At 72.1% G+C, this 20,384-nt stretch carries 15 protein-coding genes; 13 read left to right on the top strand and 2 right to left on the bottom strand.

Annotated features, from left to right (window positions below; genetic code table 11):
* The first annotated feature begins 51 nt into the window (after positions 1 to 51).
* From ACFWJX_RS06800 to ACFWJX_RS06830, 7 genes are all read left to right on the top strand, one after another.
* Entirely contained in the window at positions 52 to 435 is a 384-nt protein-coding gene (locus ACFWJX_RS06800; protein WP_383237895.1) for a hypothetical protein, read from the top strand.
* A 236-nt stretch (positions 436 to 671) separates the two neighbouring features.
* Positions 672 to 2,900 (top strand): MMPL family transporter, encoded by a 2,229-nt coding sequence (locus ACFWJX_RS06805; protein ID WP_383237898.1) that lies wholly within the window; start codon positions 672 to 674, stop codon positions 2,898 to 2,900.
* The gene (locus ACFWJX_RS06810; protein WP_383237900.1) at positions 2,878 to 3,450 is read left to right on the top strand and encodes a GNAT family N-acetyltransferase; all 573 of its coding nucleotides are present in this window, start codon (positions 2,878 to 2,880) and stop codon (positions 3,448 to 3,450) included. Before ACFWJX_RS06805 ends, ACFWJX_RS06810 begins: the two co-directional genes overlap by 23 nt.
* Positions 3,451 to 3,485: 35 nt before the next feature.
* The gene (locus ACFWJX_RS06815) at positions 3,486 to 4,091 is read left to right on the top strand and encodes a hypothetical protein (protein WP_383237903.1); all 606 of its coding nucleotides are present in this window, start codon (positions 3,486 to 3,488) and stop codon (positions 4,089 to 4,091) included.
* 207 nt (positions 4,092 to 4,298) lie between these two features.
* Complete coding sequence (locus ACFWJX_RS06820) at positions 4,299 to 4,496, top strand: hypothetical protein (protein ID WP_266462737.1); 198 nt, start codon at positions 4,299 to 4,301, stop codon at positions 4,494 to 4,496.
* A gap of 170 nt (positions 4,497 to 4,666) precedes the next feature.
* A complete protein-coding gene (locus ACFWJX_RS06825; protein WP_383237906.1) occupies positions 4,667 to 7,711 on the top strand; it encodes an AAA family ATPase in 3,045 nt (1,014 codons plus the stop codon).
* Positions 7,712 to 7,746: 35 nt separating this feature from the next.
* Positions 7,747 to 7,938, top strand: a complete 192-nt coding sequence (locus ACFWJX_RS06830) for a DUF6191 domain-containing protein (protein WP_383237909.1) — start codon at positions 7,747 to 7,749, stop codon at positions 7,936 to 7,938.
* A gap of 27 nt (positions 7,939 to 7,965) precedes the next feature.
* On the opposite strand, the gene ACFWJX_RS06835 is transcribed toward ACFWJX_RS06830, so the two are convergent.
* Positions 7,966 to 9,123: a PQQ-dependent sugar dehydrogenase gene (locus tag ACFWJX_RS06835; protein ID WP_383238471.1), complete on the bottom strand. Its 1,158-nt coding sequence runs from the start codon at positions 9,121 to 9,123 to the stop codon at positions 7,966 to 7,968.
* A 131-nt stretch (positions 9,124 to 9,254) separates the two neighbouring features.
* Positions 9,255 to 10,253, bottom strand: a complete 999-nt coding sequence (locus tag ACFWJX_RS06840; RefSeq protein WP_383237912.1) for an aldo/keto reductase — start codon at positions 10,251 to 10,253, stop codon at positions 9,255 to 9,257.
* A 76-nt stretch (positions 10,254 to 10,329) separates the two neighbouring features.
* Here ACFWJX_RS06840 and ACFWJX_RS06845 point away from each other — a divergent pair, with 76 nt between their 5' ends.
* From ACFWJX_RS06845 to serA, 6 genes are all read left to right on the top strand, one after another.
* Positions 10,330 to 11,295, top strand: coding sequence for a 2-hydroxyacid dehydrogenase (locus ACFWJX_RS06845; RefSeq protein WP_383237915.1), 966 nt, complete (start codon positions 10,330 to 10,332; stop codon positions 11,293 to 11,295).
* A gap of 416 nt (positions 11,296 to 11,711) precedes the next feature.
* Positions 11,712 to 14,744 carry a putative bifunctional diguanylate cyclase/phosphodiesterase gene (locus tag ACFWJX_RS06850; protein ID WP_383237918.1) on the top strand — a complete coding sequence of 1,011 codons (3,033 nt, stop codon included), beginning with the start codon at positions 11,712 to 11,714 and terminating at the stop codon, positions 14,742 to 14,744.
* A 244-nt stretch (positions 14,745 to 14,988) separates the two neighbouring features.
* Complete coding sequence (locus ACFWJX_RS06855; RefSeq protein ID WP_383237920.1) at positions 14,989 to 16,842, top strand: acetolactate synthase large subunit; 1,854 nt, start codon at positions 14,989 to 14,991, stop codon at positions 16,840 to 16,842.
* Between the two features lie 20 nt (positions 16,843 to 16,862).
* Positions 16,863 to 17,390 (top strand): acetolactate synthase small subunit, encoded by a 528-nt coding sequence (gene ilvN / locus ACFWJX_RS06860; protein WP_073494430.1) that lies wholly within the window; start codon positions 16,863 to 16,865, stop codon positions 17,388 to 17,390.
* 119 nt (positions 17,391 to 17,509) lie between these two features.
* On the top strand, positions 17,510 to 18,508 hold the full coding sequence (ilvC, locus tag ACFWJX_RS06865) for a ketol-acid reductoisomerase (protein ID WP_086771125.1): 999 nt from the start codon (positions 17,510 to 17,512) through the stop codon (positions 18,506 to 18,508).
* A gap of 266 nt (positions 18,509 to 18,774) precedes the next feature.
* On the top strand, positions 18,775 to 20,364 hold the full coding sequence (gene serA / locus ACFWJX_RS06870) for a phosphoglycerate dehydrogenase (protein WP_383237925.1): 1,590 nt from the start codon (positions 18,775 to 18,777) through the stop codon (positions 20,362 to 20,364).
* Positions 20,365 to 20,384 lie beyond the last annotated feature (20 nt).

Consider the following 20,384-nt stretch of genomic DNA (forward strand, 5'->3'; position numbering starts at 1 on the left):
GGTGCATCCCCCTTCTCGGTCTCCGGGGCCGAGGCGCTACGCTCGCCCGCCATGAGTGGACGTACCGACTCCGACACCCAGGACGGCATACGGACCGACGCGATCGAGGCGCACGTCACGGACGTCACGGAGGTCACGGACGTCATACCCCGCCCCGACTCCGAAGACGCAGACGACGAGTACGCCGGTGAGGACGCCCGGCGGGCCCGCTGGACCGCGGCCGGGACCGGCGCCCTGCTCACCCTCGCCGGGCTCGCCGCGGCCCTCCTGCGCCTGGCCGGCCCCGCCCCCGCCCTCGTGCCCGCGGCCTATGCCCTGGGCGCCGCCGTGTGCGCGCTCGCCGCGCTGCTGGGCTCCCGCGGCCGTACCCGGCGCGCGCTGTGGCTGCTGATCGCCGGGGTGATGGTGATGGCGGTCGGCGACCAGTCGGACTGACGGAAGCCGGAGACCGGCCGCACCGGACGGCGAACTCCTGACAGAGGCATCGACCTTGTCCTGTGATCTGTCTCCCACTCCTGTGAAGAAGCCCACGAACCCGTCAAACGATCACCTATGCCTGCAAGAGTGGCCTCGCGTTACTCATGCGTTCTTTGCGGGCTGTTCAGTTCATGTACGGCTGTTCCCGATCAAAGATCCCCACATGGTCTTCACCGTCTTCGGGAGCACGTTTCGTGGCAGCCCTTGCACAGTGGTGTGTCCGGCACCGCCTCGTCGCGGTCCTGCTCTGGCTCCTCGCCCTCGGCGGGACGGGCACCGCCGCGGTGATCGCGGGCTCCTCGTACTCCAATGACTACGACGTCCCCGGCACCGAGTCCGGCCGGGCCACCCGGCTGCTCGCGGAGGGCTTCCCCGGCCTCGGCGGCGACAGCGACACCGTGGTCTGGCACACCGACCCGGGCACCGTCCGCGCCGCCGCCGTCGAGCAGACCATGACCCGCACCCTGGCGAGGATCGCCGACCTCCCGGGCGTCGCCTCCGTGGCCGGCCCCTACGACGACCAGGGCGCCGCGCAGATCAGCGCCGACGGGCACACGGCGTACGCCACCGTCACCTTCGAGGACAGCGCCGAGAACATCGACCGGGGCGAGGCGAAGGCCGTCGTCGACACCGCCGGGGCGGTGCGGACCGACGGGCTCCGGGTGGAACTGGGCGGCAGCGCCATCGCGCTCACCGAGTCCTCCGGCGGGCACCTCGCCGAGGTCGTCGGCGTGGCCGTAGCCGCCGTCGTGCTGTTCCTCGCCTTCGGCTCGCTCGCCGCGTCACTGCTGCCCATCGCCACCGCCCTGGTCGGCGTCGGCACCGCCTACGCCGGGATCGTGCTGCTCGGGCACGCGATGACCGTCGCCGACTTCGCGCCCATGCTGGGCATGCTCGTCGGGCTCGGCGTCGGCATCGACTACGCGCTGTTCATCGTCACCCGGCACCGGCGCGGCCTGAAACGCGGCCTGCCGGTCGCCGAGGCCGCCGAGAACGCCGTCGCCACCACCGGCCGGGCGGTCGTCTTCGCGGGCGCCACCGTGTGCATCGCGCTGCTCGGCATGCTGATCCTGCGGCTGGACTTCCTCAACGGCGTGGCGATCGCCGCCTCCCTGACCGTCGTGCTGACGGTCGCCGCCTCCGTCACGCTGCTGCCCGCCCTGCTGTCCTTCATCGGCCCGCGCGCCCTCAGCCGCCGCGAACGGCGCCGCCTCGCCGAGCACGGGCCCGAGCCTGAGCTGCCGACCGGCTTCGCCGCCCGCTGGTCGGTGTTCGTCGAGCGCCATCCCAAGCTGCTCGGCGCGCTCGCCCTCGTCGTGATCGCCGGCCTCGCCGTGCCCACGCTCTCCCTCCGCCTCGGCACCTCCGACCAGGGCAACCGCCCCGAGACGGCCACCACCCGCCAGGCCTACGACCTCCTCGCCGCAGGCTTCGGCCCCGGCGTCAACGGCCCGCTGACCCTGGTCACCCGCGTCGACGGCGCCCAGGACCGGCTCGCCCTGGACAGTCTCGACGCCACCTTGCGCGCCACCGAGGGTGTGGCCGCCGTGACCCCGGTGACCTACGGCGCGGGCGGGGACACCGCGCACCTCACCGTCGTACCGGAGTCCTCGCCGCAGTCGCGGCGGACCAGCGACCTCGTCGACCTGCTGCGCACCGAGGTGCTGCCGCGGGCCGAGGCCGGCACCTCGCTCGACGTACAGGTGGGCGGGGTGACGGCCGGTCACGACGACTTCGCCGAGGTCATCGTCGGCAAGCTGCCCCTGTTCGTCGGCGTCGTCGTCGGCCTCGGCTGTCTGCTGCTCCTGCTCGCCTTCCGGTCCGTCGGCATACCGATCAAGGCCGCCGTGATGAACGTGGCCGCCGTCGCCGCCGCGTTCGGGGTCGTCGTCGCGGTCTTCCAGTGGGGCTGGGGAAGCGAACCGCTGGGCCTGGGCAGGGCCGGGCCGATCGAACCCTTCCTCCCCGTGATCATGGTCTCGGTCCTCTTCGGGCTCTCCATGGACTACCAGGTCTTCCTGGTCAGCCGGATGTACGAGGAGTGGCTGGAGACCGGCGACAACCGGCGGGCCGTGCGCGTCGGGCTCGCCGAGACCAGCCGGGTGATCAACTCCGCGGCGATCATCATGATCTCCGTCTTCCTCGCCTTCGTCCTCAGCGGCGACCGCGTGATCGCCATGTTCGGCATCGCGCTGGCCGCGGCCGTCGCCCTCGACGCGTTCGTCCTGCGCACCCTCCTCGTGCCCGCGCTGATGCACCTGCTCGGCGGCGCCAACTGGTGGCTGCCCCGCTGGCTCGACCGGCGTCTGCCGAGGATCAGCATCGAGCCTCCCGAGTGCCGGGCCGCCCATGAGAGGCTCACCGAGGTCGTGGCGGAACTGGAGAAGGAGCGGCAGCCGGATGTACGCGATATCGCTGGGTGACGGAGCGGAACTGCGCCCCCTGGAGCCCTGGCACGCCGAGGAGTTCCTGACGCACCTGGAGCGCGGCCGGGAGTTCATCAACCAGTACATCCCGTTCGCCGCCAAGGCCACCGACGTGCCCGGCGCCCGCGAGGTGCTCCAGCGGTACGCCGACATGCGGGCCGCCGACACCGGCTCGCTGCACGGCATCTGGCTGGACGGCGAACTGGTCGGCGGTGTGCTCTTCCTGAACTTCGACGCCGAGCAGGCCAACTGTGAGGTCGGCTGCTGGCTGGAGCCCGCAGGAACCGGGCGCGGCCTCGTCACGCGCGCGATGCGGGTGCTCATCGACCACGCCGTCGAGCGGCGCGGGATCCACCGCGTCGAGTGGGTCGCCTCCGCGGGCAACGTGCCCAGCCTCAATGTCGCCCGGCGGCTCGGGTTCACCCGCGACGGCGTACGGCGCGAGGCCTACCCCTATCGTGGGGTGCGGCACGACCTGGAAGTGTGGTCCGTGCTGGCCCCCGAGTGGCGAGCCGCACGCGCGCGTGTCGCTCACAGCGATCATTAAGAAACCTCTCAGAGAGCGTCCGTACGGTGCGAGACATGGGAACCAAGACTGTTGACGAGGCCGGCGCCGAAACGGGCGCAGAGGCCGCCGAGGCGAAGCGCGACGAGGAGACGCTGGACGTCACCAAGAAGGACGCGAAGGACGAGGTGACGCCGGCCTCCGAGGACACCGACGGCGTGGAGGACAGTGACCTCGACGGGGACGGTGAGATCGTCGACGGCATCGACGTCGTCGAGGAGCGCCGCCCGGCCGGTGTCGGCCTGGGCGCCGGAGCCGTCGTCTCCGCCGCGCTCGGCCTGGTGTCGCTCAGCGGCGGCTGGGTCGGGACCGTCGCCTCCGCGCGCGAGACCCTGGTCGGCCAGCTGGAGACCTCGTCGACCGCGAGCGTCGCCAACCAGATCCAGGCCGTCTACGGCGACGCCTGGCAGGCCACCGCCCTGTGGGCCGGCCTGTTCGCGCTGGCCGCGCTCGTCACCGGCGTCGTGGTGCTGGCCCGGCCCGCCTTCGGCGCCCCCGGCAGGGTGCAGGCGCCCTGGATCAAGTCCGTCGCCTGGGCGGGGGTCACGCTCGGCGTGATCGGCCTGCTCCTGGCCGTCCTCAAGTACACCGACGCCCTGCTCGGACTGCCGTCCGCCGGTTGAGCCGCCGCGGTTCACGAGGGGTCTTAGGACGGCCGTAAGCACCTTACGGCCGTCCTGAGGCCCCTCTCACGCGTCTAAGGCCCCACCCGGCCCCGAAGATGCGGAACTCTCCCGATGTGGCCGACCCCCCTGGGAGACGAAGGTTGAGGCATCGAGAGCGTCGCACCGAGCGGCGCCGGATCCACCGACCTTCAGGGGACGTCCACCATGTACGAGTACGAGATCCACCAGGCCCGCTCCGCCGAACTCCTCCGCCGCGCCGCGGACGAGCGGCTGGCCCGCGAGGCCCTCCGCGGCCGCCGTGCCGCCCGCCGGGAGGCCGAGCGGGCAGCCCGCGCCGAGACCCCCGAGAGTGAACCGCATACCCACCGCCCCCGCCGGCTGCGGTCCGCCCGGACCGCGTGAACGCCGGGGCACGGCAGGGCGGCCGCACGGGGGTCGGCCGCCCTGCCACGCCCGCACCGGCGACAGCCGCCGGGGCACCGACGCCGGCCACGCCACCGATGACAACCCGCCTGCCGGCGACAGCCGCCGGGCCACCGATAACAACTGGGCTGCCGTCGCACCTCCGTGCCATGCTCGCCCCCGTGGAGAACAGGTCCGTCAGCCCCGTCTTCGTCGGCCGCGCCGACGAGTTGGCCACTCTGAACGACGCGCTCGCCCGCGCCGCCGCGGGCGAGCCGCAGGCGTTGCTGATCGGCGGGGAGGCCGGCGTCGGCAAGACGCGGCTCGTCGAGGAGTTCGCCACCGCGGCCGACCGCCGGGGAGCCGTCGTCGCGCTCGGCGGCTGTGTCGAGATCGGGGCCGACGGGCTGCCCTTCGCCCCGTTCTCCACCGCGCTGCGCGCCCTGCGCCGGGCTCTGCCGGACGACCTGGCCGCCGCCGCGGCCGGCCAGGAGGAGGAACTCGCCCGGCTGCTGCCCGAGCTGGGGGAGACGAGCGGAGGGCGGCACGACGAGGAGAGCATGGCCCGCCTCTTCGAACTCACCGCCCGCCTCCTGGAACGCGTCGCCGCCGACCGCACCGTCGTGGTGGCCCTGGAGGACCTGCACTGGTCCGACGCCTCCACCCGGCACCTCCTCTCCTACCTGCTGCGTACCCTGCGCACCGGCCGCCTCGTCGTCCTCGCCACCTACCGCGCCGACGACATCCACCGCCGCCACCCGCTGCGCCCCCTGCTCGCCGAACTCGACCGGCTGCGCACCGTCCGCCGCCTCGAACTCGCCCGCCTCACCCGCGACGAGGTCGGCCGCCAGATCGCCGGCATCCTCGCCGCCGAACCCGACCCCGCCCAGGTCGACGACATCTTCGAACGCTCCGACGGCAACGCCTTCTTCGTCGAGGAACTGGCCGTCGCCGCCCACGAGGGCTGCTGCACCGGCCTCACGGACACCCTGCGCGATCTGCTGCTCGTCCGGGTCGAGGCACTGCCGGAGAGCGCCCAGAAGGTCGCCCGGATCGTCGCCGAGGGCGGCTCCACCGTCGAGTACCGGCTGCTCGCGGCCGTGGCCCGGCTCGCCGAGGACGACCTCATCGAGGCCCTGCGCGCCGCCGTGGGCGCCAACATCCTGCTCGCCACCCCCGCCGGCGACGGCTACCGCTTCCGCCACTCCCTGGTCCGCGAGGCCGTCGGCGACGACCTGCTGCCCGGCGAACGCTCCCGCCTCAACCGCCGCTACGCCGAGGCCCTGGAGGCCGACCCGACACTCGTCCCCGCCGACGAGCGCGTCACCCGCCTGGCCAGCTACTGGTACCACGCCCACGACCCGGCCAAGGCCCTCCCCGCCGTCCTCGACGCCTCCGTCACCGCCCGCTCCCGGCACGCCTACAGCGAGCAACTACGGCTCCTGGAACGCGCGATGGAACTCTGGGACGCCGCCCCCGAGGACGTACGGAACCGGCTGCGTCCCCTCGACTACGCCGAGGCCTACCCCGCCTGCGGCTGCGACCCCGACACGACGCCGCTGCGCTACCTCGACCTCATGGCCGAGGCCGCCGTGGCAGGCCGTCTGTGCGGCGAACGCGAACGTGCCCTGAAGATCACCAAGCGGGCGCTGCGCCTTCTGGAGGACGAGGACGACCCACTGCGCAGGGCCTGGTTCTGGGTGCAGCGCTCCCGGCTGGTGCGCTCGCTGGGCCGCGGCAGCGGCCGGGAGGAGCTGACCACCGCGCAGGACCTGGTGCGCGGCCTGCCGCCCAGCGAGGTGCACGCCGAAGTGCTCACCCACGTCGCCAACTGGTCCATGCTGCACGCCCCCGGACCCGACGCCTACGCCGCCGCCGAGCACGCCGTGGAGTACGCCCGCATGGTCGGCGTCCGCGAGATCGAACTCGACGCCCGCCAGATCCTCGGCGTCCTCATGGTCGACGCCGGCCATGTCGAGCCAGGCCTCACCGAGTTGTACGAGGTCAAGGACCAGGCCCTCACGGAGAACATCCCGTCCGTCGCGCTGAACGCCTACGTCAACCTGCCCTCCGAACTCGAAGCGGTCGGCCGCTCCCGCGAGGCCCTGCCGATCATGGAGGAGGGCATCGCCTACGCGCGACGGCACGGACTGTCCGAGACGGAGGCCTGGGTCTGGGGCAACCTCGCCGAATCCCTGCTGTCGCTGGGCCGCTGGGACGAGGCCGACCGGGCCTGCGCCGCCGCCGGACGCATCGGCCAGGGCGTGGGCATCCGGGGCGGCCACGCCGCCCTGTGCGGCGAACTCGCCCTGGCCCGCGGCGACCTCGCCGAGTGCGGCCGCCAACTGGCCGCGGCGCGCGGATATTTCGGCTCCCAGGACCGCGCGCCCCAGCACGACCTGCCCCTCACCCGGCTCGCCGTCGCCCTCGCCGCCGGCGAGGGCCGCCTCCCGGACGCCCGCGCCCACCTCGCACGCGCCCTCGACCGGGGCTTCCCGCCCGGCGCCCAGCGCTACGCCTGGCCGCTGCTCCTCACCGGGGCCGCCGTCGAGGGCGACGCCCGCGCCCTGGCCGCCGCCGACCCGGGCCGCGCCGAACTCCTCGAACGCATCCGGGAAGCCGCCAAGAAGATCGTCGCCGTCGTCCCCGTCTGGCAGGCCCACGACCTCTGGCTGCGCGCCGAGCTGCTGCGCGCCGAGGGCCGCGGCGGACCCGAGGACTGGGCCGAGGCGGTCACCGCCCTCGAGACGACGGAGCGCCCCTACGACCTCGCCCGCACCCGGTACCGGCTGGCCGAGGCCCTGCTCGCGGAGGGCGGCGACGACGAACGCGACCGCGCCGCAGTGCTGCTCCGTCTCGCCCACGCCGTCGCCGCCCACCTCGGGGCCCGACCCCTCGGTGACGCGGTCGCCCGGCTCGCCCAGCGGGCCCGGCTGTCTCTGACGCCCGGTCCCCGCCGGGCCCCGGCCGCCACCGACCCCGTCGAGGCGCTCGGCCTCACCGGCCGGGAGCGCGACGTCCTGCGTCTGGTCTCGGCCGGCCGCACCAACCGCCAGATAGCCGAGGCCCTCTTCATCTCGCCGAAGACGGCGAGCGTCCACGTCTCCAACATCCTGGCCAAGCTCGGTGTCTCCGGACGGGGCGAGGCGGCGGCGGTGGCCCACCGGCTGAGGCTGTTCCCGGCCGAAGCTCTCCAGGTGCCGCCCGCGGGGTGAGGCGTACGCTGGCAGGAACCGGCAGGGGAGGCGCCGTGTTCAACATGTTCGACGAACTGTTCGCACCCGGCCGCAAGCACACCCGCGACGAGCAGAACCGCCTGGAGCTGACGAGGGAGGACGTCGGCGACGCCGACCCCGGCCACGGGCCGATAGACCTCGCGTCCGGCACGGTCGTCGTCGTCCGTCCACCCGATCCGGCCCCGCCCGAGGAGCCCCGCGGCTGACAGCCGGGCCCCGCTCGCGGGAGGCCCTCAGCTCACCTCCAGCTCCAGGATCCGGTCGTCGCCCTCCTTCGGCGCACCCCGGCCGTCCGTGTTGCTGGTCGTCACCCACAGCTTGCCGCCGCCCGCCGCGACCACGGTGCGCAGCCGGCCGTGGTCGCCCTCCAGGAACGCCTGCGAGTCGGCCGACGCCGCCGTGCCCTTCAGCGGGACGCGCCACAGGCGCTGCCCCCGCAGCCCCGCCATCCATATCGAGCCCTCGGCGTAGGCGATACCGCTGGGCGAGGCCTCGTCGGTGCCCCACTGGGCCAGCGGATCGCGGTACTTCGCGTCGTCGGACGCACCCTCGGCCTCCGGCCAGCCGTAGTTGCCGCCGGGCACGATCGCGTTCAGCTCGTCCCAGGTGTTCTGGCCGAACTCGGCGGCGAACAGGCGCTGCTTCGCGTCCCAGGCGAGGCCCTGCACATTGCGGTGGCCGTACGAGTACACCGGGGAGTCGGGGAACGGGTTGCCCGGGGCCGGCTCGCCCTCCGGGGTCAGCCGCAGGATCTTGCCGCCGAGGGACTCCTTGTCCTGGGACAGACCCTCCTGCCCGCTCTCGCCGGTGCCCACGTACAGCAATCCGTCGGGGCCGAAGGCGATCCGCCCACCGTTGTGGATCATGCCCTTGGGGATGCCCCGGAACACGGTGTCCGGCGCGCCCAGCTGTTCGCCGAGGGGCCGCCCGGCGTCGTACAGCATGCGGACGACGCGGTTGTCGGACGCCGAGGTGAAGTAGGCGTAGACCATGTGGTCCGAGGCGTAGTCAGGGGAGAGGGCGATGCCGAGCAGGCCGCCCTCGCCGGCCGCCGAGACACCCGGCACCTCGCCCAGCTCGGTCTTCTTGCCGCTCTCCTCGTCGACCAGGGTGATCGTCCCCTCGTCGCGCGAGGCGACGAGCAGGCCGCCCTCCGGAAGCGGCACGAGGCCCCATGGGGTGTTGAGACCCTCGGCGACGGTGCGCACGACCTTGACCGTGCCCTTCGCGGGCGGGGTCTCCTCGGCCGGCGACGCGGACGAGCCCGCCGCCGTGGGGCTGGGGGACGGGCTCGGGGCGGCGCCCGGGGACCCTCCGTCGTCCGAGGAGCAGCCTGCCGTCAGCAGGAGCACACTCGCGGCCAGTACGGCCGTCACTGCGCGACGTTGCACGATCTTGGTCCCTTCGACGCGGCGGTCCAGCGGCACGTTCTCCTTGTCATACACCGCTCGCGCCTCCCGAGTTCCCGATCTCCGGAACCCGATTCCGCCGAGGTCCCGGCTTCCCGGTCCGCCCGGTGGCCTCAGTCCCACGACCCCTGGGCCGACGGCAGCTCCGCCACCTCGGTCAGGTCCCGCCCGGTCAGCCGAAGCCCGGCCGACCCCGCGTTCTGCGCCACCCACCGCTCCTGTTTGGCCCCCGGCACCGGCACCACGTGCCGCCCCTGTGCCAGCACCCAGGCCAGCGCCACCTGCGCGGCCGTCACGCCCTCGCCGTGCCGGGCGGCCACCCGGCGCAGACCGGCGACGATCGGCTGGTTCGCGGCCATCATCTCGGCGGTGAAACGGGGGTGCCGGGCCCGCATGTCATCGGGTTCGAAGCCCTCGCCCGGGGTCAGCGTGCCGGTGAGGAAACCATTCCCCAAAGGCATGGCCGCCAGAAATCCGATACCGCGGGCCTCGCACCACGGCAGCAGCGCGTCCAGCGCCTCCGGAGACCACACCGACAGCTCCGCCTCCACCGCGCTCACCGGGAACACCTGCTGCACCCGGCGCAGCTGCCGGATCGTCGCGTCGTACAGCCGCCCGCCCGCACGGCGCCCGCCCCGCGCCCCCACCGCGCACAGACCCAACGCCCGCACCTTGCCCGCCCGCACCAGCTCGGCCATCGCGCCCCACGTCTCCTCCACCGGGACCTCGGGGTCCGCGCGGTGCAGCTGGTAGAGGTCGATGACGTCCGTCTGGAGCCGCCGGAGGGAAGCGTCACAGGCCCTTCTCACATAGCCGGGGCGGCCGTTGGCCACGATGTGCTGCTCGCCGACCAGCAGCCCGACCTTCGTCGACACGAACGCGTCCCCGCGCCGCTCCTTCAACACCCGCCCCAGCAACAGCTCGTTGGTGAACGGGCCGTACATGTCGGCGGTGTCCAGCAGGGAGACCCCCAGATCCAGCGCCCGGTGCAGGGCCCTCAGCGACTCGTCGCCCCGCTGCCGCGACCCGCTGTACCCCCAACTCATCGGCATGCACCCGAGTCCGACGGCCCCCACCGCGAGCGCCGCCGCGCCGATCGTCCTGCGCTCCACCTGCTCGTGACCCTCCCTCGCCCGGTCCACCAACCTAACCTCTGCACGCGCGCGTGCCTGACATAGCCTCCTGACCATGACTGCTGACCTGTGGCTTCCCATCCCGCCGGACGAGATCGAAGGGCTCCCCGAGGGGCTCAACCCCCTGTTCTGGGACGGCGGCCCCACCGGAGAACAGGAGTTTCCGGGTGATCCCGCCGACTGCGTCTTCTACGTCGTCCCCTACATGAAGCGGCAGCCCGTGAAGGTGCGCCCGCTGGCGGAGATGCGCAACGTCCGCGTCGTCCAGACCCTCACCGCGGGCGTCGACGACGTCACCGCGCGCCTGGCCGACCTCCCGCCGGGCGTGCGGTTGTGCAACGCGCGCGGGGTGCACGAGGCGAGCACCGCCGAGCTGGCGCTCACCCTCACACTGGCCTCCCTGCGCGGCATCCCGAAGTTCGTCCGCGCCCAGCAACAGGGCCACTGGCAGAGCGAGTTCCACCCCGCGCTCGCCGACAAGAACGTCCTCATCGTCGGGTACGGCGCGATCGGCTCGGCGATCGAGGACCGGCTCGTGCCGTTCGAGCTCGCGCGGGTGGCGCGCGTCGCGCGCTCCGCACGCACTACGGCGCGCGGTCCCGTGCACCCACTCACCGAACTGCCCGCGCTGCTGCCCGAGGCCGACGTCGTCATCCTCTCCACGCCCCTGAACGAGACCACCCGGGGACTGGTGAACGCCGGCTTCCTCGCCCGGATGAAGGACGGCGCACTGCTGGTCAACGTCGCACGCGGCGGGGTCGTCGACACCAAGGCCCTGCTCGCGGAGCTGGAGAGCGGCCGGCTCACCGCCGCCCTGGACGTCACCGATCCCGAACCCCTGCCGCGGGAACACCCGTTGTGGCAGGCGCCGGGCGTGCTGATCAGCCCGCACGTCGGCGGGCCCACGTCCGCCTTCCTGCCACGCGCCAAGCGCCTGCTGACAGATCAGTTGGGACGATTCGTGAACCGGGAGCCCCTGCGCAACGTGATCCTTACGACGGGCACCACCGACGAGGCATGACGGCCACGGCACGCGTGTGATCCGGTTCGGGTACCCTCCGCAGTCCTCCGGACGCGGGCCGTACGGGCATAGTCGCTGGTCGTCACTGAGCGTAGAGAAGCTATGTCCCTGAGTGACGAGACTGGTGTATCGTCCCGACAGGGGCTGCGCCGTGCACCGTTCGGCGCCGGGGATGGACATCTCAGACTGTGAGGGGGGCGACGGGCGATGCACGGCCTATGGACGAACGACCCGACGCGGCGGAGCCGCCGCCGACGGCCCTGTTGCACGGCCAGGCGCGGAAGCGATGGCCCCGCCGGTCACGGAAGCCGGCAGACCGGCCGTGACCACCGCAGGCACGGCGGCCGCCGCAGTCACGCGCACCCGGCGCACCGGGGCGTGCGGGACGCCGGAGCGGCACGGATCTGGAGGATCCGGTGAGTTCGCCGCCGACCTCCACGACCCTCCTCGACGGAGCGCTGCGGGCACAGGCCCCGGCCCCGGCGGGCCCGCCGCCGACCAAGTCGCCGTTCTTCGGCGGCCCCGGATCGAACACGGTCCACCAACTCCTCCTGGCCCTGGTGTGCGCGGGATACGCCGTCGGTTCCGCGCTCGGCTGGGGTTCCGACCATGTCGCCCTCATCATGGGGGACTTCGGGCTCTCCGCGGCCGCGGGCGCCGCCTCCGTGTCCTGCTTCCTCTACGCGCGCACCCGCCGCGTCCGCCTGCGCCCCGCCTGGCTGCTGTTCTCCTTCTCGTCGGCGATGGCGGCCCTCGGCAACATGATCTGGGGGTGGTACGAGGTCGTCCTGGAGCGGCCCGTGCCCAGCCCCAGCCTCGCCGACCTCTTCTTCCTCTGCTTCGCGCCACCCGCGATCGTGGGGCTGCTGGTGCTCGCCGCCCGGCCCGTGACCAAGGCCGGCTGGATCTGCCTCGCGCTCGACGCCTGGCTGATCGCCGGCTCGCTGCTCACCCTCGCCTGGAGCCTGGCGCTCGCCCAGGCCGCGGAACTCGACGGGCCGAGCGTGGCGACCGCGGCGCTCACGCTTGCCTATCCGCTGCTGGACATCGCCCTGGTCAGCATGGTGCTGGTACTGCACTTCCGGCGCTCGCCCGTCAACCGCACGGCGGTCAACACCGCCGTCAGCGCCCTGGCGCTGACCGTGATGTGCGACGCCCTGTTCACCTCACCGCTGCTGCACAACAGCTACCGCTCCGGCCAGCTCCTCGACGCCGGCTGGTTCGCGGGCTCCCTGCTCCTCGCCTACGCCCCCTGGGCCGCAGGCCGGCACCGCAGCAGGGCGGGCGGCGAGGGGCACACGCGCGTGGTGCACGAGCATCTGCCCGGACGGCGCATCCGCAGCCGGCCGCCCCGGCAGCCCGCGCGGACGCCCGTGCCGGGAGCCGACCCGACCCGCTATCCGGCCACCCGACCCATCACCGGCTCCCTCGCCGCCCTCACGCCCTATCTCGCCGCCGCGGTGTGCACCCTGGGGATCCTCTACAACGTCCTCAACGGCCGCAGTGTCGACCGCGTCGTCCTCCTCACCGGCGGCGCCGTCGTGCTGGCCCTCGTGGTGCGCCAGGGCATCATGCTGCTCGACAACATCACCCTGACCCAGGAACTGGCCCAGAAGGAGAACCACTTCCGGTCCCTGGTGCAGGGCTCCAGCGACGTCATCATGATCGCCGCCCCCAGCGGCGTCCTGCGCTACGTCTCCCCGGCCGCCGCCGGTGTCTACGGACGGACCGCCGAGGAGCTGGTGGGCACCGAACTGGCCGACCTGATCCACCCGGAGGACCTGGGGTGCGTGGTGCACGAGGTGCGCCGCTTCCTCGCGGCCGTCCCCCAGGAGGAGCCCACCACGCGCATCGAGTGCCGCTTCCGCTCCGGCGACGGGGGCTGGCTCAACGTCGAGTCCACCGTCAACCGGCACCACGGCGGCCTGATCTTCAACAGCCGCGACGTGACCGAGCGGGTCCGCCTCCAGGCGCAGCTCCAGCACAACGCCGAGCACGATCCGCTCACCGACCTGCCCAACCGCGCCCTGTTCACCCGGCGCGTGCAGCAGGCGCTCTCCGGCCGCCGCAGCTCCGACCGGGGCGCCGCCCTGCGCAACACCGCGGTCCTCTTCATCGACCTCGACGGCTTCAAGGCGGTCAACGACACCATCGGCCACCAGGCCGGTGACGAGCTCCTCATCCAGGCCGCCCGCAGGCTTCAGGACGCCGTCCGGCAGGGGGACACCGCCGCCCGGCTCGGCGGTGACGAGTTCGCCGCCCTGATCGTCGGCGACGGCACCCGCGACCGCGGCGCCCGCGAGGGTCACATACTGGAGCTGGCCGACCGGCTGCGGCTCACGCTCTCCCAGCCCTATCTGATCGACGGCAACGAGGTGCGGGTCGCCGCCTCCATCGGCGTGGCCTTCGCCGAGGCGGGGCTCGGCGCCGGAGAGCTGCTGCGCAACGCCGACCTCGCGATGTACCGGGCCAAGGCGGGCGGCAAGGGCCGGGTCGAGCTGTACAGGCCGCAGATGCAGCAGGACGTCGTACGCAAGGCCGAACTGGCGACGCGGTTGCGGGCCGCCCTGCACGACGGGGAGTTCGCGCTGCTGCACCAGCCCGTGGTGCGGCTGGACGACGGCCGGATCTCGTCGGTCGCCGCGCAACCCCGGTGGCGGTCCTCCCAGGGCGTGCTGTTCACCCCCGCCGAGTTCCTCCGGGTGGCGGACGAGGGCGACCGGACCGCGGAGCTGGGCCGCTGGGTGCTGGAGCAGGCCGCCGAGCAGGCCGCCGACCGGGCCGCGAGCGGGCTGAACGTGCCTGTGGTGGTCCAGCTGGGCGCCCGGCGCCTGCTGGACCGGTCGCTGCCGCTGGGCTCCGTGGAGGCCCTGCTGACCCGCCACGGCCTGCCGTCCGGGTCACTGGTGATAGAGCTGTCCGACATCGATGCCGGGGTGTCCCTGGACGACCTGGAGCGCCGGCTCGCCGCACTGAGGCGCCTGGGTGTCCGGATCGCGCTGGACGGATTCGGCGGCGGCGTGGCCATAACGGCTCTGCGCAGGCTCCCCGTCGACGTACTGAAACTCGACCGCGGGCTGGTCGAGGGGGTCGTGGAGTCCGCCCGGCTGCACAAGATCACCAGTGGGCTGCTGCGGATCGCCGGGGATCTCGGGCTCCAGTCCGTGGCCGAGGGTGTGGACCTTCCCGAGCAGGTCGTCGCCCTGCGCGCGATGGGCTGCACGCACGGGCAGGGCATGGCGTTCGCCGGCCCGCTCGACGAGTACCGGCTCCGCCGGGCGCTCGGCCGCGGCAGCTGCCCGGTGCCGCACGGGCCCGCCGAGCCCGCGTTCGCCGGGGGCGGCGCGGGGGTGTACACCGCGGGTGTCCCGGCCGTCCTGGGAGGCGGAAACCTCGGTGGTGGAACGGCTCTCCGCTCACATAATGAGACCCCCGTCCCACCCACTTGACAGTCGGTGCGTGCCGGGGGGAGGGTCAATGCCATGCGCACCCGAATTCTCGTACTTGGACAGCGCGTCGGCTGAGCTGGGACGCACCGGAGGACGATCCGGAATCCCCAGCGACCACACCGGCGCGCTCCCCTCGCTTGCCTTTTGGCACGAGGGGTTTTTTGTTGCACCAGTACCTGTAGTCCAGTAGTCGAACACCGCACAAACCTCGCAAAAAACCCTCAGCATCGAGAAGAGAATGCCGATGACCGAGCAGGCCACCGGGGCCCATCACCCGCAGCCGCGGCCCCGATCCGGAGGACAGCACTCCGCGTCCGTCGAGCACGTGACGGGTGCGCAGTCCCTCATCCGTTCTCTCGAGGAGGTCGGCGCCGACACGGTATTCGGCATTCCCGGCGGTGCGATCCTTCCCGCCTACGACCCGCTGATGGACTCCACGAGGGTCCGTCACATCCTGGTCCGCCACGAGCAGGGCGCGGGCCACGCCGCCACCGGCTACGCGCAGGCCACCGGCAAGGTCGGCGTCTGCATGGCCACCTCCGGCCCCGGCGCCACCAACCTGGTCACCCCGATCGCCGACGCCCACATGGACTCGGTGCCGCTGGTCGCGATCACCGGACAGGTCGCCTCCAAGGCGATCGGCACGGACGCCTTCCAGGAGGCGGACATCGTCGGCATCACCATGCCGATCACCAAGCACAACTTCCTGGTCACCAAGGCCGAGGACATCCCGCGCGTCATCGCGCAGGCCTTCCACATCGCCTCCACCGGCCGCCCCGGCCCGGTCCTGGTCGACATCGCCAAGGACGCCCTCCAGGCGCGGACGACCTTCTCCTGGCCGCCCACCATGGACCTGCCCGGCTACCGTCCGGTGACCAAGCCGCACGCCAAGCAGATCCGCGAGGCCGCCAAGCTGATCACCGCCGCCAAGCGGCCGATCCTCTACGTCGGCGGCGGCGTCCTCAAGGCCCAGGCGACCGCCGAGCTGAAGGTCCTCGCCGAGCTGACCGGCGCACCCGTCACCACCACCCTGATGGCGCTGGGCGCGTTCCCCGACACCCACCCGCTGCACCTGGGCATGCCCGGCATGCACGGCTCGGTGGCCGCCGTCACCGGACTCCAGAAGGCCGACCTGATCGTCGCCCTCGGCGCCCGCTTCGACGACCGCGTCACCGGGAAGCTCGACAGCTTCGCGCCGTACGCCAAGATCGTCCACGCGGACGTCGACCCGGCCGAGATCGGCAAGAACCGTGCCGCCGACGTGCCGATCGTGGGCGACGCCCGCGAGGTCCTCGCCGACCTGATCCAGGCCGTGCAGAAGGAGCACACCGAGAGCGGACCGGGCGACTACACCGCCTGGTGGAAGGACCTCAGCCGCTGGCGGGAGACCTACCCGCTGGGCTACGACCAGCCCGCGGACGGCTCGCTCTCCCCGCAGCAGGTCATCGAGCGCATCGGGCAGCTCGCGCCCGAGGGCACGGTGTTCGCGGCGGGCGTCGGCCAGCACCAGATGTGGGCCGCGCACTTCATCCAGTACGAGAAGCCCGCCACCTGGCTGAACTCCGGCGGCGCCGGCACGATGGGCTACGCGGTCCCGGCCGCGATGGGCGCCAAGGCGGGCGTCCCCTCGAAGACCGTCTGGGCGATCGACGGCGACGGCTGCTTCCAGATGACCAATCAGGAACTGACCACCTGCGCCCTGAACAACATCCCGATCAAGGTCGCCATCATCAACAACGGCGCTCTCGGGATGGTCCGCCAGTGGCAGACCCTCTTCTACAACCAGCGCTACTCCAACACCGTGCTGCACAGCGGCCCGGAGGCGGACGGCAAGCAGCCGAGCGCCGGCACCCGCGTCCCCGACTTCGTGAAGCTGTCGGAGGCCATGGGCTGCTACGCGATCCGCTGCGAGGACCCGGCCGACCTGGACAAGGTCATCGAAGAGGCGAACTCCATCAACGACCGCCCCGTCGTCGTGGACTTCATCGTCCACGAGGACGCGATGGTGTGGCCGATGGTCGCCGCCGGCACCTCCAACGACGAGATCATGGCCGCACGGGACGTCCGCCCCGACTTCGGCGACAACGAAGACGACTGAGCGAGGAAGACCCAAGAGACATGTCCAAGCACACGCTCTCCGTCCTGGTGGAGAACACGCCCGGCATCCTCGCCCGGATCGCCGCCCTGTTCTCCCGCCGCGGCTTCAACATCGACTCGCTCGCGGTCGGCGTCACCGAGCACCCCGAGATCTCGCGCATCACCATCGTGGTGAACGTGATCGAGGAACTGCCGCTCGAGCAGGTCACCAAGCAGCTCAACAAGCTCGTCAACGTGCTGAAGATCGTCGAGCTGGAGCCCGGATCGGCCGTTCAGCGCGAACTCGTTCTGGTGAAGGTGCGTGCCGACAACGAGACGCGCTCCCAGATCGTCGAGATCGTCCAGCTGTTCCGCGCCAAGACCGTGGACGTCTCCCCGGAGGCCGTCACCATCGAGGCCACCGGCGGCAGCGACAAGCTCACCGCCATGCTCAAGATGCTGGAACCGTACGGCATCAAGGAGCTGGTCCAGTCCGGCACGATCGCGATCGGCCGCGGCTCCCGTTCGATCACGGACCGGTCGCTGCGCGCACTCGACCGGTCGGCGTAACGACGGAACCGGGCGGCCGGCCGGCACCGGCCGCCCGTATACCGAGACCCCGAAACTTCCCTTCCGCCCGCCGTCATACGGTGGGACGCAACACCTGCACACCAAGGAGAGAACCCAAAGTGGCCGAGCTGTTCTACGACGCTGACGCCGACCTGTCCATCATCCAGGGCCGCAAGGTCGCGGTCATCGGCTACGGCAGCCAGGGCCACGCCCACGCGCTGTCGCTGCGCGACTCCGGTGTCGACGTGCGGGTCGGTCTGCACGAGGGCTCCAAGTCCAAGGCCAAGGCCGAGGAGCAGGGCCTGCGCGTGGTGAGCCCGGCGGAGGCCTCCGCCGAGGCCGACCTCATCATGATCCTGATCCCGGACCCGATCCAGGCCCAGGTCTACGAGGAGTCCATCGCCCCGAACCTGAAGGACGGCGACGCGCTGTTCTTCGCCCACGGCTTCAACGTCCGCTTCGGCTTCATCAAGGCCCCGGCCGGCGTGGACGTCGCCCTGGTCGCCCCGAAGGGTCCGGGCCACCTGGTCCGCCGCCAGTACGAGGAGGGCCGCGGCGTCCCCGCCATCGCGGCCGTCGAGCAGGACGCCACCGGCAACGCCTTCGCGCTGGCCCTGTCGTACGCCAAGGCCATCGGCGGCACCCGCGCCGGTGTCATCAAGACCACCTTCACCGAGGAGACCGAGACCGACCTGTTCGGTGAGCAGGCCGTGCTGTGCGGTGGCACCTCGGCGCTGGTCAAGGCGGGCTTCGAGACCCTGGTCGAGGCCGGCTACCAGCCGGAGATCGCCTACTTCGAGTGCCTCCACGAGCTGAAGCTGATCGTGGACCTCATGTACGAGGGCGGCCTGGAGAAGATGCGCTGGTCGGTCTCCGAGACCGCCGAGTGGGGCGACTACATCACCGGTCCGCGCATCATCACGGACGCCACCAAGGCCGAGATGAAGCAGGTCCTCGCCGAGATCCAGGACGGCACCTTCGCCCAGAACTGGATGGACGAGTACCACGGCGGTCTGAAGAAGTACAACGAGTACAAGACGGCCGACTCCGAGCACCTGCTGGAGACCACCGGCAAGCAGCTGCGCAAGCTGATGAGCTGGGTCGACGAGGAGGCGTAAGCCTCACACCGGGGGCCGGAGCGAATCGCTCCGGCCCTCTCGGGTTAACCCGGGGTAACGCCGTGTGTCATGGTGTTGTCCAACCCGTCCAGCCACGGACGGGTGATCCTTCCGCAGAGGCGCAAGACGCTCCTCGCCGCGCCACTACACTGCTGCACTAATACGCGTCAGGCCCACAGCGTCGTGCGTCTTCCACGCGGCTAGCCTTCCTCCGCCTGCGGCCGTCGGGACGGCCGTCCGCACGCTTTGGACTTGTGAGGACTCACGTGAGCTCGAAACCTGTCGTACTCATCGCTGAAGAGCTGTCGCCCGCGACCGTGGACGCACTCGGCCCGGACTTCGAGATCCGGCACTGCAACGGAGCGGATCGAGCCGAACTGCTCCCGGCCATCGCCGCTGTCGACGCGATCCTGATCCGCTCCGCCACCAAGGTGGACGCCGAGGCGATCGCCGCCGCGAAGAAGCTGAAGGTCGTCGCACGAGCCGGCGTCGGCCTGGACAACGTCGACGTCTCCGCCGCCACCAAGGCCGGCGTGATGGTCGTCAACGCCCCCACATCCAACATCGTGACCGCCGCCGAGCTTGCGTGCGGTCTCCTGCTCGCCACCGCCCGCCACATCCCGCAGGCCAACGCCGCGCTGAAGAACGGCGAGTGGAAGCGGAGCAAGTACACCGGTGTGGAGCTGGCCGAGAAGACCCTCGGCGTCGTGGGCCTCGGCCGCATCGGCGCGCTCGTCGCCCAGCGCATGTCCGGCTTCGGCATGAAGGTCGTCGCCTACGACCCCTACGTGCAGCCCGCGCGCGCCGCGCAGATGGGCGTCAAGGTGCTGTCGCTGGACGAGCTGCTCGAGGTCTCCGACTTCATCACCGTCCACCTGCCCAAGACCCCCGAGACGGTCGGCCTGATCGGCGACGAGGCGCTGCGCAAGGTCAAGCCGAGCGTGCGCATCGTCAACGCGGCCCGTGGCGGCATCGTCGACGAGGAGGCGCTGTACTCGGCGCTGAAGGAGGGCCGGGTCGCCGGCGCCGGCCTCGACGTGTACGCCAAGGAGCCCTGCACGGACTCCCCGCTGTTCGAGTTCGACCAGGTCGTCGCCACCCCGCACCTCGGTGCCTCCACCGACGAGGCGCAGGAGAAGGCCGGTATCGCCGTCGCCCGCTCGGTGCGCCTCGCCCTCGCCGGTGAGCTGGTCCCGGACGCGGTGAACGTCCAGGGCGGCGTCATCGCCGAGGACGTCAAGCCGGGCCTGCCCCTCGCGGAGCGCCTCGGCCGCATCTTCACCGCGCTCGCCGGTGAGGTCGCCGTCCGCCTCGACGTCGAGGTCTACGGCGAGATCACCCAGCACGACGTGAAGGTGCTGGAGCTGTCCGCCCTCAAGGGTGTCTTCGAGGACGTCGTCGACGAGACCGTGTCGTACGTCAACGCCCCGCTGTTCGCCCAGGAGCGTGGCGTCGAGGTGCGGCTGACGACCAGCTCGGAGTCGGCCGACCACCGCAACGTCGTCACCGTGCGCGGCACGCTCAGCAGCGGCGAGGAGGTCTCGGTGTCCGGCACACTGGCCGGTCCCAAGCACCTTCAGAAGATCGTCGCCGTCGGTGAGTACGACGTGGACCTCGCGCTCGCCGACCACATGGTCGTGCTGCGGTACGAGGACCGTCCGGGTGTCGTCGGCACCGTCGGGCGCATCTTCGGCGAAGCCGGGATCAACATCGCCGGCATGCAGGTCGCCCGCGCGGCGGTCGGCGGGGAGGCCCTTGCGGTCCTCACCGTGGACGACTCGGTCCCCGCGGGTGTCCTGGCGGAGGTCGCCGTGGAGATCGGCGCGACGTCCGCGCGTGCGGTGAACCTGGTGTGACGTGGGCGGGGGTCTGGGGG

It is taken from the genome of Streptomyces sp. NPDC058335, from assembly GCF_042723915.1.
Classification (GTDB): domain Bacteria; phylum Actinomycetota; class Actinomycetes; order Streptomycetales; family Streptomycetaceae; genus Streptomyces.